The organism is Parasedimentitalea nitratireducens (genome assembly GCF_057444295.1).
In genome coordinates this window covers 108,898-125,021 of record NZ_JBYAXC010000009.1, presented here as the reverse complement: position 1 = coordinate 125,021, position 16,124 = coordinate 108,898, and the positions used below count along the sequence as shown (strand labels likewise).

Genomic DNA, 16,124 nt, shown 5'->3' with positions numbered 1-16,124 from the left:
ATCTTTGCCGCTGGTAGCCATACAGTGACGGTGGACAGTGAAGACAGCGCCGGGAACGCAGCCAGCCAGGTCAGCTTCAAGGTTGTGGTCAGCGATGTGAACCCTCCCGCTGCGCCAACCCTAGCTGTTGTTGAGAACCCCGATGGCAGTGTCATCGCGACTGGCACTGCTGAGCCTGACGCGACAATTCTGGTCTCGTACCCTGATGGAACAACGGCAACAACCGTGGCGGATGCATCCGGTATCTATGCGGTCACATCCTCGGCAGCAAACCAACCCAGTGGCACGATCAGTGTGACCGCGACGGATTCTGCGGGCAATAGTTCCGCGCCGATCTCCGCCACCTACGTCGATACCATCGCACCAGAAGTGCCGTTAGTTACAGTCGTGACTGTTAATGCCGACTCTAGAGTTACTGTATCCGGCACCGCCGAGGCAGGATCGACGATTACAATTACCTTCCCGGATGGCACCATCGTGACTGTAGTCGTCAGTACTCCCACTACGCACCAAAGCCTTGCGGCGAGTATCGCAACCACAAGCACATCAGTTGTCGGCAGTTACTCGGTCACCTCGGCGGCTCCTCAGCAGAGTGGCAACGTCGCAATCACTTCGACGGATGCTGCTGGCAACGTTTCGGAAAGCACAACAGTGACGTTTGTGGCGGATGTGACTGCGCCTACAGTCAATATTGCCGCCTTGTCGGGGCCAAGCAGCGGAGTTTACACAGCCAGCATAATCTTGTCTGAAACCAGCACCGATTTTACAGCCAGCGATCTGTCGTTAAGTAATGCCACTGCCACTTTGACCGGGTCTGGAACCGCATACACCGCGACCCTCACGCCAAATTCCGATGGCGAGGTCAAACTATGGATCGAAGCTGCAACCTTCACCGATGCCGCTGGCAACGACAATACAGCATCCAACGAGGTTTCGACGACTTTCGACAGCACCGCGCCAACCGTTACGATCAGCGGTGTGCCGACCAACTCTGCGGGATCCACACCATTTGATATGACAGTGATCTTTTCGGAAACAGTGATTGGTTTTGTCGCAAGAGATGTTGGAACGACAAATGCCACCGCCACCTCGGTAACCGGGTCGGGTAGAAGCTACATAGTAACGATCACGCCCACGGGGAGTGGCGACATTACGATCTGGATACCGGACTCAGCTGCCACCGACGCAGCAGGCAATGGGAACGTTGCCTCTTCGGTTGCAGCCGTGGCCGACAAAACCGTCGATGTGACCCAAGAGCTGATAACCGGCTTTCTTAGTGCACGCTCGACCAATTTACTGGCAAGCCAGCCCGACCTAAAACGCTTGTTTCTGTCCCAAACCGGTGGTGGGCTTAACGCGAATGTCACCAAAGGGCTCGCATCGTTCGATGGCGACTACCACGCTGGGAATGGCACTTGGTTTCGCTTCAAGGGCGCTTGGTCCGACGACAATTCAAGCGAAAGCACTTATGTCCATGGTGCCGTCGGCAGTCACTATCGGTTCAGCGAAAACCTAATTTTGGGTGCAATGTTGCAAGCAGATTACGCGGTGACTGATGATGCTACTGCATCCACCAAGGGCTACGGTTGGCTGGTTGGCCCTTACATTGCAGGGCGGCTTGCGGCACAGCCGCTGTTTTTCGACAGTAGTATTCTTTATGGGAAATCCAGCAATACGATTTCTCCATTCGGTACCTACACAGATGATTTCGAAAGTACGCGTTTTCTTGCAACGGCTAGCGTTACCGGAGAGATTGAGACGGAAGTCATGACCTTCTATCCCAACTTCGGTTTATCTCATGTTAGTGATGATCAGGCGACCTATACCGACAGTCTTGGCAATTCCATCGCGGCTCAGAGTATTGCAACAACAGAGATTTCCGCTGGGCTGGATGTCGCCGTGCCATTTAGGACACGAAGCGGCATTGGTGAGTTTACCGGCGGTCTAACTGGGATTTGGTCAAAAAGTGAGGGCTCTGGTGTCGCAACGGGGCTCGTAGCCGTTACAGAAGGTGGCCGCGTTCGTGTTGATCTTGGTTTGGAACATACGGCGAATTCTGGGCTGATCTCCAAGATTTCCGGCTTTTACGATGGGATTGGCGCAAAGAACTATGACTCCTTTGGGTTGGAGTTTAGCATCAATCTCGAGTTCTAGATTAAAACTCACCCAAGGAAGTGACGTGACTTGCGGTCCCTGTCTTCCTTTGTTTGTTTTGCCACTAGCCCTCTACGGAGGGCGTGATCAATCACGTGTAGGCGATGCAGGATTGCATTGCGGATGCTGATCCGCGTGGTCGCACAGGGGGATGAGGCAAGCGAGGCGGTAGTCGGGGCCGAGTAATTCGGCCAAGGTGTGGTTTTGGATATGGCACCCAATCTATATAAAACGCCTCTTCCCCAATCCATTTACCAGCATCTCGGAGCACGCTTTTCAGAATTCGAGCTGTTAGAGGGCACTACAACAGTGCTGGAACGGGTCACAAAATCGGACCGACACGAAATTCAGCTCAATTGCTCTGCTGCTTGGTCCTTCAGATGGGCAAGATACTACTCTATCAACGAACATCCGCTATGGGATAGCAGTCTTGCAGCTTGGACGATCGTATGAGTAGCCGCTTCGGGCCGTACGCGCCTCAACTTGGCTTTGAGTGTTCCCAATTTTGCAAATGTCGCTATCTGCGCATACCTGCCGTTGGAGATTACCGCAGCGGAGGGCGGCTAAGCGCCCTTACTGTCGAAATGTGCTTGATGCAGCATTCGTTAGGTTGGGTTTGAATCCAGATTTCCCTGCCATACCCCTGGCCCGTGGTAGGCTGTTGTGTCAACGTCAGGTTGTCGATGCGGATGGGCGTGGTGGGCAGGAAATACCGTCATGCAACTACCAAATTTGCCTGCCATTCGTGCTTGCCGCCCGGCATGGAACAAGGGGCGCATTGTTGGACAAAAGCGACCGTTGCTGCCCAAACACGTTTGGGCGATCCGCGTTCGCCTGGAAATCGCGGACAAACATCGTGACCTGGCGCTATTCAACCTGGCCATCGACAGCAAACTTCGAGGCTGTGATCTGGTTTGCCTGAAAGTCGCGGACGTACTTGCGGCCGGACACGTCAAAGAGCGTGCGTCAATTATTCAGAGGAAAACCTAAAAGCCAGTCCGACTTGAGATCACGGAGGGAACACGAAAGTCGCTCCTACGCTGGATAGGCAAACCATTGATGACAGGGTCTGAGCATTTGTGGCCGGGGCGGTTCCACGCGCGCTTGCACATCTCGACACGCCAATATGCGCGGCTGGTTGGTGAATGGGTCAACTCCATTGGGCTTGAGCCAAGCGCTTATGGCACGCATTCTATGCGCCGAACCAAGGTTGCGCAGATCTACAAGAAGACCGGCAATCTACGTGCGATTCAACTCTTGCTTGGCCACACAAAAATGGACAGCACAGTCCGATACCTCGGTGTTGAATTAGAAGATGCTCTGGCAATCTCTGAATCAGTAGAAATCTAGTAAGTTGGGCCGATCTCATGGTCGGCCCGCATTGGGCCATCATTTAAGCCGCAGCGAACTACCGGGTTGAGCTACGTTTGAGGTCAATACTGCACCATGCACATTTCGACAATTGGGGCGGGTTCCGGACCTTCGCTGCGGTCGGCTCCAATGGCGGCTATGCGCAAAAGTGACCTTTGCAAAGTCGTGGCCAGAGGGAAGCCGTTAAAGTTATGAACGGCCCATTGCCGACATTGGTGCAAAACTCGCCTAAGGGCCGTTCTCAGCCCTTCTGTGACACTGGAGCGCAGTGCAGCATGGTGGGCGTATGAAACGGGAAAGGGCGGAGAACGGCCGTTCGCCGTGATTTGCTCGAACGACCGCTGTGCGGAAAGGAAGACCTTGCCGCAGCGCGGTGGGCCACTTAGCCATGACAGCAGCCCCAGTTACTTGGGGGAAATCGGTTAAGAGGTGTTGCAAATGGGCTTGAAGAAACGATTGTCCAATAGGGGCACAAAATGCCAAAATCAGCCCGTCCCCGCGACTTGTATCAAGATCCCTCAAGCGCGTTAGGCGACTATCGCAGAACAAGCGTCTAGCAGACCCTAGATCAGTAAGAGATGCACAGAAGCGGAGACCGACGGCACTAGGAAATCAGTTTTCCCAGACCGTTGGTTGAATGGGCAGATTTCATCCGTCGGCATCCTACTTTGGAAACGGCAGTGTTTGGGAAGCTGCCAGTCGTGGAAACTTAAACAATTTCTCGTTGGTGCTTTGTCTGAATGATCTAGGAGCGACTATTATGCCAAAGACATTTTTTTAGTTCCATCTATCTTGCTCGGGATATCGAGAAGCTCACTGAACTTGTCGATCGCGTAGTCAGAGGAGACGCAATCTGAATCGGCGTTGAAGCGCACTGTTGTTAGTCCAAGCCTTTTCGCCCCGTCGATTTCCACCTGAGCATGACCGACAAAAATGGCGTTTTCTGGTTTTACGCCGATTGGTTTCAGAGCCGCCAAATAAATACCGGGTTCCGGTTTGATCACACCCAACTCGCAGGAATCTGCATAGGAATCCCAGATCCCATCAATTCCAATGGTTTTGAACCATTCGTTCTTTTCTGCAGGTGGGTTGAAGGTATTTGTCACGATCCCCAGTTTTATGCCACGCTGCTTCAAAGTGTGTAGGGTTTCGGCAACCTCCGGGAAGAACGTCACATCGCGTTGCTGCGAAAGGAGCAGCTCGATGCCGTCCTGAACATCCTGCGGATCGGTGACGCCATAGTGCCCCATCAGCCAAGTCATGAAATCACGAACACCGATCGCACCAGCATGGGCCTTTAACCGCATTTGTCGCTCAACCGGATCCTTGGCCATGGGCTCACTATAGCCTCGATCCGTGAGAAACTTTGTGACAACCGCCTTCCGGCGTGGCTTACTATACAGGATATCGCCTGCGTCAAATAGAATTGTGGAGATACTCACAAAAAGTCCTTTCCGGTCACCCAGAGATTTAGAAGAAGAATTGGAAACGCTCCGGCAAAGCTTCTCTTAGCCGGAGCGTAACAGGTTTAACCAAGCGCCAAGTACAGCGCGAGGAAGCCGTATTTGGTGAAGTAGATTTCTTCAGGGTTGATTGGCCACAAATTGAGATCGTCGAATTTGGGCAGGTTAAAGTCTTCGACCTGAGTTGCTTCGATACTGCTGCGCGCGGCATAGTCTCCGGGTTCGTTCCAAGGTTTGAACCCGTCTTCTTCCATCATGTATCTAATGAGCAGTTTGGCCGCGTTGGGATGAGGGGCCTCGTTGGCCATAACCAACGCGGTTGGGTAGCTGACACCAAACACTGGATCAAGGTCGTAAATCGGCGCGGCAGCATAAATCCCCTCTTTATTTTTGCGCATCTTTGAGAAAGTTGTAATGCCCAACGGTGGGTTATCCTGCTGCACGTCACCTACGTTTTTAAAGATTTTTGTTGTTGACCCCTGAAACACAGGCTCGTTGCCCAAGAAGCGGAATAGCCACTCCATCCCGGCATCCGGCTCAGTGATTGTGGCGTTGTCTTCAACCGCTTCCAGAACGCCTTCTGAATAGGTGATAGGTTCACCAAATTCTCGTTCATAGGCCGCCGCCATTTCTTCTGCATTGTGAAGCACGGTTTGAATGAAGTTGGCGGATAGGCTGTCTTCCAGAGGGCTGGGCAACAAGGTGCGGCCCTTCCATTCGTCACGGGTCAAGTCCCAAAGAGAGTCAATTGGGGCGCCACCGGGGTTGAGAGCCGTGTTATAATAGACCACCCTGCTGCTGTGGCGTTGGATCAAGAACGGCTCTGTTTCACCGGTGTCCAGATCATCGGTCATTCCGTCGGGAATGAAGTTCCACACCAGCTCATCTGGTAGGGCTTCGTTAAGCAAAAGTGCTGCTTCGGCGTTGAACAAGACGTCCACCGCGTGAACCCCAGCATTGTTTTCACGGCGGAGCTTTTCGATTTGAAGGTCGGACGGCATGTCATGGCCGATAATATCGATACCATATTTTTCTTTGAAACCATCAACCAGCTTGGCAATCCGTGAGGACACGGAATAAATCACGACCTGGCCTTCTTCGCGGGCTGCGGCCTCGATAGCGACCCAGTCTTGCGCTTCGCCCGCATAAGCACCAACACCGGCTGACTTTTGCCAGGCGTCATCCGCTGTGGCAAAGTTGCCCAACATCAGGCCCAATGCGGCCGTCGTGGCCAATAGCTTCAGATTTATTTTGGTTGTCATTTCACTTTCCTCCCTAAAATTTCGCAGAATTCCTTCTCAGCCCGCCTTGGCCACCTCTATGTCAGGCGGCGTGACAAGAACGCCGGTTTGAGCGTCGTAGATGTTGAGCGATTGACGTTTGAACGAGAGTTTGACCGTCTGGTTGGTTGCAAACTCGGTGTCGTGGCCCACCCGGACGATCATTACGGTTTGTCCGCGCATCAGTTGGATGATGGTTTCCGGGCCATTGGGCAGCACCGCTGAAATCTGGTAGTCTTCACCCGGTGTATTGAGATCAGCCGACAGGGTGATGTCTTCGGGGCGGGCACCAATGATCACCTTTTGCACCCCTGGCGCCCATCCGGTTTCGATCTGGATGTCTCCGTTTGAAAAACAAGTGCCGCGCCCATCAACGGTATCAAGTTCGACCAGATTGATCCGCGGCATGCCAATGAAGTCAGCAACAAAAGTGTTCTCCGGCTGACGATACAGCTGATCTGGGGGCGAAATTTGCTGGATTTCACCATCCTTCATCACCACCACGCGGGTCGACATGGTCATGGCTTCGGTTTGATCATGGGTGACATAAACTGTGGTGGCTCCGGTGTCAGATTGGAACCGTTTCAACTCAACTCGCATGTCCATGCGCAGCCGTGCGTCAAGGTTGGATAAGGGTTCATCCATCAAAAACACAGGCGGTTGTGTAGCCAGTAATCGGGCAAGGGCCACGCGTTGCTGTTGCCCACCGGACAATTCCGAAGGGTAGCGCCCATCCAAGTGTGCCAACCCAACATCGTCCAGTACCTGGTCAAGCCGTTCGTCGGCCACACCTTTTGGGGTCTTAAGCACATCAAGGCCAAATTTCACATTGTCCCGCACGCTCATGTGTGGCCATAGCGCATAGCTTTGAAACACCATGCCAAGGTTGCGTTTTCCGGGTGGCACCATAGTGTTGTTTTTGGAGGAAAACACTACGTGATCCCCTATAATGATCTCACCTTCGTCCGGGGTTTCCAAACCGGCAAGACAGCGCAAGAGGGTGGTTTTTCCGCAACCCGAAGGCCCAAGAAGTACCAAAAACTCTCCAGATTCGATTTCAAGTGACACATTGTTCAGAGCAGTTGCTGACCCATAACGTTTGGTCAGATTGCGAACGGTTATCTTAGCCATAGTCTTCTGCTCCTCCTTAGGATTGCTTGTCGCGCAGGCGCGCCATCTTGCCCTTGCCGATCCACATCAAGATCAGCTCGCCGATGATTGTCAGCACGGCCACGATCAAGACCAGCGCGTTTGAAAGTTGGGACAGACCTTCTTCGGCATAGCCAAAGCCAACGGTCATCAGCACCCGTGTTGATGGTGTGATCAGTAGGATGATCAGCGACAATTCCCGCATCACTCCGACAAAGCTGACCATCATGCCTGACAAGACCCCCGAACTGGCCAGCGGCATGATGATGCGGCGAAACCGCATACCCCAACCTGCACCTGCCAGTTCGGCTGCCTCTTCCAGCTCTTTGCCGATCTGGGTGACCGCAGTTACGCCGGTCTTCACCGAATAGGGCAGACGAGACACAACCGAGATCAGTACCAGCAGGGTAAATGTGCCATAGAGCGCTGGGATCGGGCCAACCGGCTCGGCAAACAGAGTCAGATACATGGCGCCAAAGGCGATTGTCGGGAACAGGAACGGAATGAACGAAATCTGGTCCAGAGCCCGGGCCAGCGGATTGTCAGCGCGGCGTACTGAAATATAGGCAATCACCAAGCCAACTACCGAGGCAATCACAGCAGAGATGAAAGCCAGTTTCAGCGTGTTCCATGTGGCCCCCAAAATGATGTCATTGTGCAATACGCCAGGTTCACCAAACGCAATTTCGGGATTTGAGGTGCCGAACCAGAAATGGCTGGTCAGGTTTTCAAGCCCATAGAACCCGTCGATCAGCATCACTGACTGCACGCCAAGCAGGATCAAAGGCAGAATACCGACGGTGAAGCTGAACAATGCTACTGCGGTGAAAACCGGCCATCTCCAAGCTCCCAGTGCGATTGTGCGGCTACGAAATCCTTTGCCACTGATGGTTTCAAATCGGCGCGACTTTTTGCCGACAAAGCGATTGGAGAACCAGATTGCCACCAATGACATGGCAATCAGCACGATGGCCAACACAAACGCCATGGAATCCAGCCCTAACGCCAAGTTGGCATACACCATCGTGGCGACGGTATGATATTGGGTTGGCGCACCCAACAGGAACGGAAGCGCAAATTGGCCAATGGTCTTGCCAAAGGTCAGGATAAAGGCAGCTGCAAAGGCGGGCGCTACCACTGGGAAAGTGATCCGACGCAGGATCATCAACCGACCTGCCCCAGAAATCAGCGCGCCTTCTTCCATTTGAGAGTCAATTGTGGCCAACGCGCCGGCCACCAATAGGTAGGCAAACGGGAAATAGTGGATCGCGAGTGTAATAGAAATCGGTACCGCGCCATAAGATAACCACTCAGGTGGTGCAGTCCCCAAAAGCGCTTCGAACAATCCAGGCTGTCCTCCCACCTTTGGGCTGCGGAATACAGTTTCCCAAGCTAGAGCAATGGCGAAGCTCGGCAGGATATAAGGCAATGTCAGGATTGGTTGCAGCCAACGTTTGCCCGGCATGTCTGATCGCACGACGCACCAAGCCAACACACCGCCAGCAAGGAGAGCGAGAATAGTTGACACGATGCCGGTAATCATCGTGTTGATCAGCGGCCCATACAGAACCTTGGTCGAAAGTGGCCCGGTGGTGGCCTGCAGCCAGTGAAACCAGGTAAACTCGCCTGGCACTGCATCGCGCGATAGGCGGCGATCTCCTTGGCTCCAAGTCAGTGTTTCAATTGTAAGTTGGATAAATGGCCACAACACAAGGTAGGCCAATACCGCCAGCAGTAGCAGCATCAGGATATTGACGGGATCCGTTGCACTCCTGTGCAGGCGGGATCGCAATCCGTGGGCTGGAACGGAAATGTCGCTCATTCTCAGTCCTTATCATTCAGTAAGTTGGTGCGCAGAATTTCGAGGGCTTCAAGCCCATCAACTGCGCGTTCTGGGTTCTTGTGAGCCAATGTCATTGCAAGAGCTTCACACAGAACCATCGGGCCAGTGCGAAGCTGCATAACACCCTCGTCCGGTCGATTGACCATCAATGTGATGTCAGGGCGCGGTCGTGCTGTCAGCCCGGTTGAATCGCAAATGAGAATGGAATGCGCACCAATTCGTGCGGTGTGTGCGATCAGCCCTGCATATCCAGCAGGTAGCGATTCCGGCGCCTGGAAGGCAAAAAAGATAACGGCGTCGCCCTTGCGCAGCCCCATGAATTTTTCTGCCAAATCACGTCGCTGCATATTTAAGGCAACGTTGGTAGTATACCCGTTGCGGCGTAGGCGACGATCAAGGTGTACTGTCAAAGGCGCAGCCCCACCGCGGCCGACAATATGGATCGTGTTGGCGTTGGCAAGGCGTTCAGCGGCGGCGTTGATTTGCGTTTGCGAGATCGATTTTTGCAATGCGTGCAGTGCTTCAATTTCGCTTTCGATCAAGGCGGATAGGTTTGAGCCTTGCTCAATGGACACCATTCGTTGCTGGCTGCGTTGGCTCAATGCCACACCCGGTTTGACCTCGGTTCGCAGCCGGTCGCGCAATTCGGGATAACCTTGAAAACCTAACTTGCGTGCAAGCCGGACAACAGTGGACGCATGCACCTGCGCCTCTTCTGCCAGCTGTGTGGCCGAAAGGAAAACGGATTGCTCTGGATCATTCAGAATAACCGACAAGATTGATCGATCTGATCCAGTCAACTTGCCGTCAAAGGCCTTAACGACCTCACTCAACGGAGAGGTATCTACGTCCTTCATAATGCCCTCCAGCAGCTTCTTTGCAATTCATGTGGCATAAAAATGATTCGTGCAACAACTATTGCAGAAGTTAATGCATGTACTTCCAGAAGTTAACCGGAACGGTAACTGCGAGTACCTTTGCAGCCTTGGCCAGAACCCATCATGGGCTTACACGAGCATCGCAGGAGGAGGGGCCATTCGCCGCGATTGGTCTCTAGGTCGGCTTTGGGGCGGTCGCACCTGTTGCCCTGGCGTACCACACTGACTTTGCAAAGGTCGCTACCTGCGCATTGCTGCCGTTGGGACGGCTTGCAGCGAAGAGCTGCTGTCCGCCCGTTCCTGCGTGAACTGCCTCGCGTGTCTAGCGTCAAAACGAATGTCGAGTTTGGACTGAATGTGTGAATTCGCTGCGTCGAGCTCCAGCGTCAGCTATGCGCAGGAAGCGAGCTTTGCAAAGTCAGGATCACTCCAAGCCCGGGTCGGGTAAGAACGGCCCATTGCCGACCTTGAGCACGGGCTCCGAATGCTGCAGTCGCAGCCTGCATTGCGAACATTCGGAACTATTGGCGACGCGCAGATGGTTGACGACTGGAAATTTGAAATATGACGCAATTACTCTAGCGGAAATACCGATATTTTCGCCTCAAACCATCTCTCTCGATCACCCCCTCCAAAGCGATTTATTGCCCGCGGGGACGGGTGTCCTGTTACGAGAAATCCGACTCTAGGGTGGTATGGTTTCAGTTTTCGGATAGCTCTCATGGGGCCGCTATCGCGGCCCTTGATACTTAAATAAGCATCGTTGATCGGGCGTCCCAGGCCAATGACGACCCTGGCTCGAACAGCTTGAAGTTGCCGCGACAAACGGAGGAGGTTGTCTGCAGATTCGACTTCAACCATCCGAGGTGTAGACCGCCCGTCTCGCGCAGGCCACTTGGGGACGGGGTGAGCATTCATGAGTGTATAATCATCAATGTTTTGGGAGCGGAAATCACCACGTCTAAGGCCATACATCTCCCTTCCGGCAAGTCTATCGAGCACTGCCAACAGGTTGCGGAGATTTATCCCGGATTGCCCTGCGAACGGACGCTGTGGCCTAGCCGCCCATTCCTCCTGTCCAGGGCAGGCACCAAGTAAAACCAACTGTGGACTTGTGTTTCCTCTGCGGAAATCTACTGAATTTTGGCACATGATTAAAAACTGTCGGCCCCGTAACTTTTGATCCGGCATCTTCTGCCGATCGCACTTGTCGCGTCAAGGCTCGACCCAGACTGGCCTCTCATCTCCACCTTAAGTTGCTGCAGTGCGGCCCGTCAGACTGGACTTTCGCCGCTCGCGCACAACTAGCGATGGCCGAACTCACAGTTCGCAGACTTGGCACCTCTCGCCTGAAGTTGTTTTATCCGTCTGATGAAAGGTTCAAAGAGGGAGAGATCTTCGTGTATTTTCTGCCCACAACGAACTCTGACCCTTCAAGCTCTGGTGCTATTTTCGAGGTAGTGAATATGATCTGGTGTTCATTTGGCGTCGATTTCGACAATCCAACCAACAGTCGTTGGAAGTTCCAAGACCGCTCCTGAACCATTCCCTTATCCTCGATGTTATCAAACATCATCCACCTTGGTAGATTGAACAAAGGATCTTGGAACGACGCTTGTAGCATGGCAGCGGCGACGCTGTTTTTGAGAACAACCATCCCACTCGCACTGCCGCCTCGGTTTTTCTCGCCATTGATAGCAACCCAGTCACCTGAGAAGTCAAACCCGACATGATCGATTTTCCCGAAGTCACTGTGCTCTTCAAGGTCTTTATCCAGCAGATTCTTCGCGCAATCAGATATGCGTGAATAAGCCACCGTCTTGCGCTTATTTTGGTCTTGTTCGATACGCTTGATCTCATCCTTTAGACGCGTGATCCGATTGTTTAGCTCTTCCTTTGTTCGTGACGCTGCATCAATGCGTGCCGCGATCTCCAGGCGTTTTTGCAACCCTTCTAACTCACTATCAAGGAATCCAACTTTACGGCTGAGCTCGGCAACAGCAGTCTCGCGACCAGTGGCCCCTTCCACACTTGCCATATCAGCAGAGGCGGACGCTTTTCTGAGTTCGCTACGCGCAACGCGCAAGCGCGACGACTTGGCTTTTTTCTCATCAGAGCGCTCTTTCTGAATGACCAAAGACTCCCGCAGTTGCATCTGCAAATCAAGCTTGACTGCCAGAGTTCTGGATCCACCATCACCTTGCGCATCAGGCTCGTCGCATAACTGGCAATGACCTGAAGCCTTGCCCTTCACCTTTGAAAAGCAGGCCGGACAGAACTCAAATTCTAAATGCCCCAAAGCCGCAAAAGTATCCGCCGCAGCCTCGAAATCATGTAAGGCATGCCTAAGATGACTGATGAACGCATCAGCATCATCGATTTCATACCCCAAAACTTCAATTTCCGACTGAAGGCGCTGCACTTCTGAACGCTTTGCATGCAACTTCTTTATTGCTTCTTTGCGCACTTCTTTCAGCGAATTCGAGGTCTCATCTGTCTCGGTTGCCTCAACCAATTGTTTGAGATCACGCAGATTGTCATCTCGCGCCTTCTGCGCCTGATTTATCGCGGTTTGAATGTGTTCAAGTAGAATGTTCTCACCGTAACCTGTGGCAACAGACACCAGGCTACGAAACGTCGCGTTTGCGGTCTCATAGAGCTTGTTCGTGTCACGCAACTCGATTTGGCGATCAAACAGTTCATAGCCACCCACACCTGCAAGCAAATCCCCCACGGCCTGTCTCGTTTGCCACGTATCAAAGCTTTCCACACGAAAGAGCCGCTGAACGGGGGTCATCTGATCGACATACAGCAGCCTGAGCAGTTGATGCATTGTGATATTGCTTGCGCCATCACTGATGGACTCTGGCAGTCCAAGGGAATCAAAAATGATCTGACTGAAACTGAATCCATGCTCGGCTCGGCGGTATGGATGTACCTGCCAACCCTCCACTGGTGTGGCCAGGGCATCTGCGATGGTGCCAAAGAAGATCGCCATCGGCCGACCACTTTTCACAGACACATCTCGTTTCAATGTCAAGACGCCGGACGGCGTTGTGATTTGTAGATAAACCGTCTCTGCCTTCGCAGCGTCAGGTTTCCACTTGGTCAGATCTCCACCCAGGCCAAAAAAGATAAAATCAGCAATCGTCGACTTCCCAGACCCGTTAGATCCATGAATGATGTTGACGCCCGCATTGAAAGGTTCGTCGAAAAATACATGCGATCCCTTTGTGACGAGTAGCCGATCAATTTTCAAAGCCGCTGTCATAGAACAGGCCCCCGCGCAGGAATTCCCGAACGACGAATGAGACCTGCTGGCCCGCCCATTGAAAGGACACTCATCCCCTCAACCAGCAGCGATATCAGCTTGCTGTCTTCAGCGTTCTCAACGCCAACACGCTCAGCAAGCTCGGTTGGAAGATTGTCACCAAGCAAACGCGCGACCTTGTTTTGAAAGGCCGACTGATCTAGGAGACCTCGCCCGACCAGTTGCTTAAGGCTCGCGGATTGATACACTTGCAAACCTTGCCAGACCGAGGCGTTACTGGGCAGCTTCACAAAGGTCGCCTTTGGGTTCTCAATTTTGAGCTCACGGAATTTTTCCTTTATCGCCGCAGGCAACGATAGACGGTGAAGCAACGGCGGATACAGCAGATACATGTCCAAAATGCGAAGCCGCTCCAAAGACAGTCCCTCCTGGGTTGCCGTCAACAACCGGAGCATCCGAAAGACACAATGATACGGATCCCGTGAGGAGTGCCAGATGCGTAACTCAGTCATTGTCCCACGCAATGTGGCAATTGCCAGCCAAATAGTAGAGTGCACCGTCTACAGCATTTGCAGAAATTGGTTGATCCGTTGTTGAATGAACCTCGATGCAGGGATCCAGAACATAATCCTGGATTGCACAATCTACATCAGAAAGTTCACCTCCATCAGCAATGACACGCGCAACATGGCGATTGAAACGCGATTCCACATCTGCCATCAATTTCACATAGCGCGTGACAGCAGACGGCTGCCCAATATGACGCCTGAGATCCATGTGAAAGCGCTCTTTCTTGCGCTTGGCAGCTCGCACCAGATAGTCGCGATCGGCAACGCTCAACTTAGTTTCCAAGTCACGCCTGTCATCTTCCGACATTTGCGTGAAAATCTCGAAATCTGATAGCAGATCCAAATGCGGGGAAGACCCTGTCTCACCACCTGCAACCGCGTCCTCCAGACTTTTGTTTTCCTCATCCCCAGCTGGACCACCGGCGCCAGTGGTCTTTTTGGCGAGATGATCCCGAATGAACTTACAAATGGACCTGTGAACAGGGGCGTCGCTCGTCTCTGGCTTACAGATACCGATGTGGTCTGCCTCAACCGGGATAGGATCACTTCCGTAAACGCCTGGGTTCGCGCTCACCTTGTCGACGATCTGTACACCCCACGTCTTTTCCGTTTCGTAGAATGACTTCACTGCAATATCTTTTTGGCCAACATGTGCGCGGAAGTACTCATTCAGGCTAATGAGTTCTTCTTCACTGTCGGTCAGTTGAGACAGTTGCTTGCTCGCCCCGTTTGAAAAGATAGTGTTGAGCGTTGAGGCGAATTTGGCCCCCTGGTGCGGCGTGGCAAGGAACGCGACCCCGACGCATGATCGGCCAAGCTCATTGAAGTCTCTATCCGCTGAATCGCTGCATTTACGAAGCATCTGTTTGACCACAAGACCTCCAAGGCTGTGACAGATGAACAGCGTCTTGGGTGCTAGGGTCTCGCGACAAATCAAACCATCTGCAACAAGGCTCCCCAGATCCATGATTGAGGTTCCCTCCCCGGCCTTTATACCCGCCGTTCGGGACGATTTGAAGCCACAGGTATAGACACGGCAGGTCGTGAATGTATCTGCGATTAGTCGCGGCCATAGTTCCTCGGCCGCGTTGGTCCACGTGCTAAAGCGGTCTCCCGCAAGCCCATGTAGAAAGATAATGTCCAGTTCAGGATTGTCGCTCAGCGCGGCTGAATCTGTTGGAGTAACTAGTGTCGGAGCTTCTTCAGCCATGAAATAAATCTTCGTAATTTTTTTGCATTTAAATCATGGGCTGTATTTTTTAGCAACAACGCACGCCGGAAATTGATCAATCCTAGGTCATGTTGACAAAAGACGCAGCCAGAGCCGGATGGACGCGATGTCGATGAATCCGAGGAAGCTTTCGGCGGTCTTGTCATAACGGGTGGCGACGCGCCGGGCATTCTTGAGCTTGTTGAAACACCGTTCGACCAAGTTGCGCAAGCTATACAGCGAGTGATCCACGCCGACGCGCATCTTGCGGGACTTTCGCATAGGGGTTTGGGTGAGCATGTTCCGTTCAGCCATGGTTTCGCGTATTCTGTCTGCGTCATAGCCCCGATCTGCCAGCAGAACACCCGGTGCGGGCAAGTTGTCTGCCATGACCATATCAAAACCCAGGTAGTCGGAGGTCTGGCCCGGCGTAATCTCAGTTCTCATTGGCAGGCCTGCGGCATTGACGCGGAGGTGGATTTTGGTCGCGAAGCCACCCTTTGAGCGGCCAAAACCTTGTTGCGGAGTCCCCCTTTAGCCCCCGCTGCCTGATGATGCGCGCGGATTACAGTACTATCGACCATGTGCAGGGCATCCGGCACCGCCCCACTATGGTTAAGAGCCTCCATGATGTTTTCCCAAAGCCCCGTCAGCGTCCAGCGTCGAAATTGACGGTATACGCTTGACCACCTCCCGAACTCTTCGGGCAGATCCCGCAACGGCACGCCTGTTCTAGCGATCCAGAATATTCCATCCAGAACAAGGCGATGGTTGGTAGGTTTGCGCCCATTCGGAGCGCAGGCTTCCAGAATGAACCGTTCAAAGAACGCCCATTCCTCGTCCGACATAAGATCTCGCGCCAAGTGGGTCTCCATTGCAGATACCCGCCTGAATCACGGTGAGGCCAAGATGTGAATCCCTTTTGTCAACACGACC

At 53.1% G+C, this 16,124-nt stretch carries 11 protein-coding genes and 1 pseudogene; 2 read left to right on the top strand and 10 right to left on the bottom strand.

Features of this window, described 5'->3' with window-relative positions:
* Both AC2T28_RS20055 and AC2T28_RS20050 read left to right on the top strand, forming a co-directional pair.
* On the top strand, positions 1–2,154 hold a 2,154-nt coding region (locus tag AC2T28_RS20055; RefSeq protein WP_486750423.1), incomplete at its 5' end, for an Ig-like domain-containing protein.
* A 717-nt stretch (positions 2,155–2,871) separates the two neighbouring features.
* Positions 2,872–3,504, top strand: a pseudogene (locus tag AC2T28_RS20050) (tyrosine-type recombinase/integrase).
* Between the two features lie 779 nt (positions 3,505–4,283).
* On the opposite strand, the gene AC2T28_RS20045 reads toward AC2T28_RS20050, so the two are convergent.
* From AC2T28_RS20045 to AC2T28_RS20000, 10 genes are all read right to left on the bottom strand, one after another.
* Positions 4,284–4,967 (bottom strand): HAD family hydrolase, encoded by a 684-nt coding sequence (locus tag AC2T28_RS20045; RefSeq protein ID WP_486750422.1) that lies wholly within the window; start codon positions 4,965–4,967, stop codon positions 4,284–4,286.
* 86 nt (positions 4,968–5,053) lie between these two features.
* Positions 5,054–6,250 (bottom strand): ABC transporter substrate-binding protein, encoded by a 1,197-nt coding sequence (locus tag AC2T28_RS20040; protein WP_167685851.1) that lies wholly within the window; start codon positions 6,248–6,250, stop codon positions 5,054–5,056.
* Between the two features lie 36 nt (positions 6,251–6,286).
* A complete protein-coding gene (locus AC2T28_RS20035) occupies positions 6,287–7,399 on the bottom strand; it encodes an ABC transporter ATP-binding protein (RefSeq protein WP_158981539.1) in 1,113 nt (370 codons plus the stop codon).
* Positions 7,400–7,415: 16 nt separating this feature from the next.
* Positions 7,416–9,239, bottom strand: coding sequence for an ABC transporter permease (locus AC2T28_RS20030; protein ID WP_167685852.1), 1,824 nt, complete (start codon positions 9,237–9,239; stop codon positions 7,416–7,418).
* Positions 9,240–9,241: 2 nt separating this feature from the next.
* Positions 9,242–10,117: a MurR/RpiR family transcriptional regulator gene (locus tag AC2T28_RS20025; protein WP_158981541.1), complete on the bottom strand. Its 876-nt coding sequence runs from the start codon at positions 10,115–10,117 to the stop codon at positions 9,242–9,244.
* Between the two features lie 594 nt (positions 10,118–10,711).
* Positions 10,712–11,290, bottom strand: coding sequence for a uracil-DNA glycosylase family protein (locus tag AC2T28_RS20020; protein ID WP_486750427.1), 579 nt, complete (start codon positions 11,288–11,290; stop codon positions 10,712–10,714).
* Between the two features lie 208 nt (positions 11,291–11,498).
* Complete coding sequence (locus tag AC2T28_RS20015) at positions 11,499–13,409, bottom strand: AAA family ATPase (RefSeq protein ID WP_486750421.1); 1,911 nt, start codon at positions 13,407–13,409, stop codon at positions 11,499–11,501.
* Complete coding sequence (locus AC2T28_RS20010) at positions 13,406–13,921, bottom strand: ABC-three component system middle component 5 (RefSeq protein ID WP_486750420.1); 516 nt, start codon at positions 13,919–13,921, stop codon at positions 13,406–13,408. The genes AC2T28_RS20015 and AC2T28_RS20010 overlap by 4 nt, the downstream gene beginning before the upstream one ends.
* A complete protein-coding gene (locus AC2T28_RS20005) occupies positions 13,914–15,188 on the bottom strand; it encodes an ABC-three component system protein (protein WP_486750419.1) in 1,275 nt (424 codons plus the stop codon). Before AC2T28_RS20005 ends, AC2T28_RS20010 begins: the two co-directional genes overlap by 8 nt.
* A gap of 87 nt (positions 15,189–15,275) precedes the next feature.
* Positions 15,276–16,063, bottom strand: a protein-coding gene (locus AC2T28_RS20000; protein WP_486750418.1) for an IS5 family transposase whose coding sequence is annotated in 2 segments (ribosomal slippage) — positions 15,276–15,724 and positions 15,724–16,063 — 789 coding nt in all. Because the reading frame shifts where the segments join, the coding sequence is not laid out codon by codon here.
* Between the last annotated feature and the right edge of the window lie 61 nt (positions 16,064–16,124).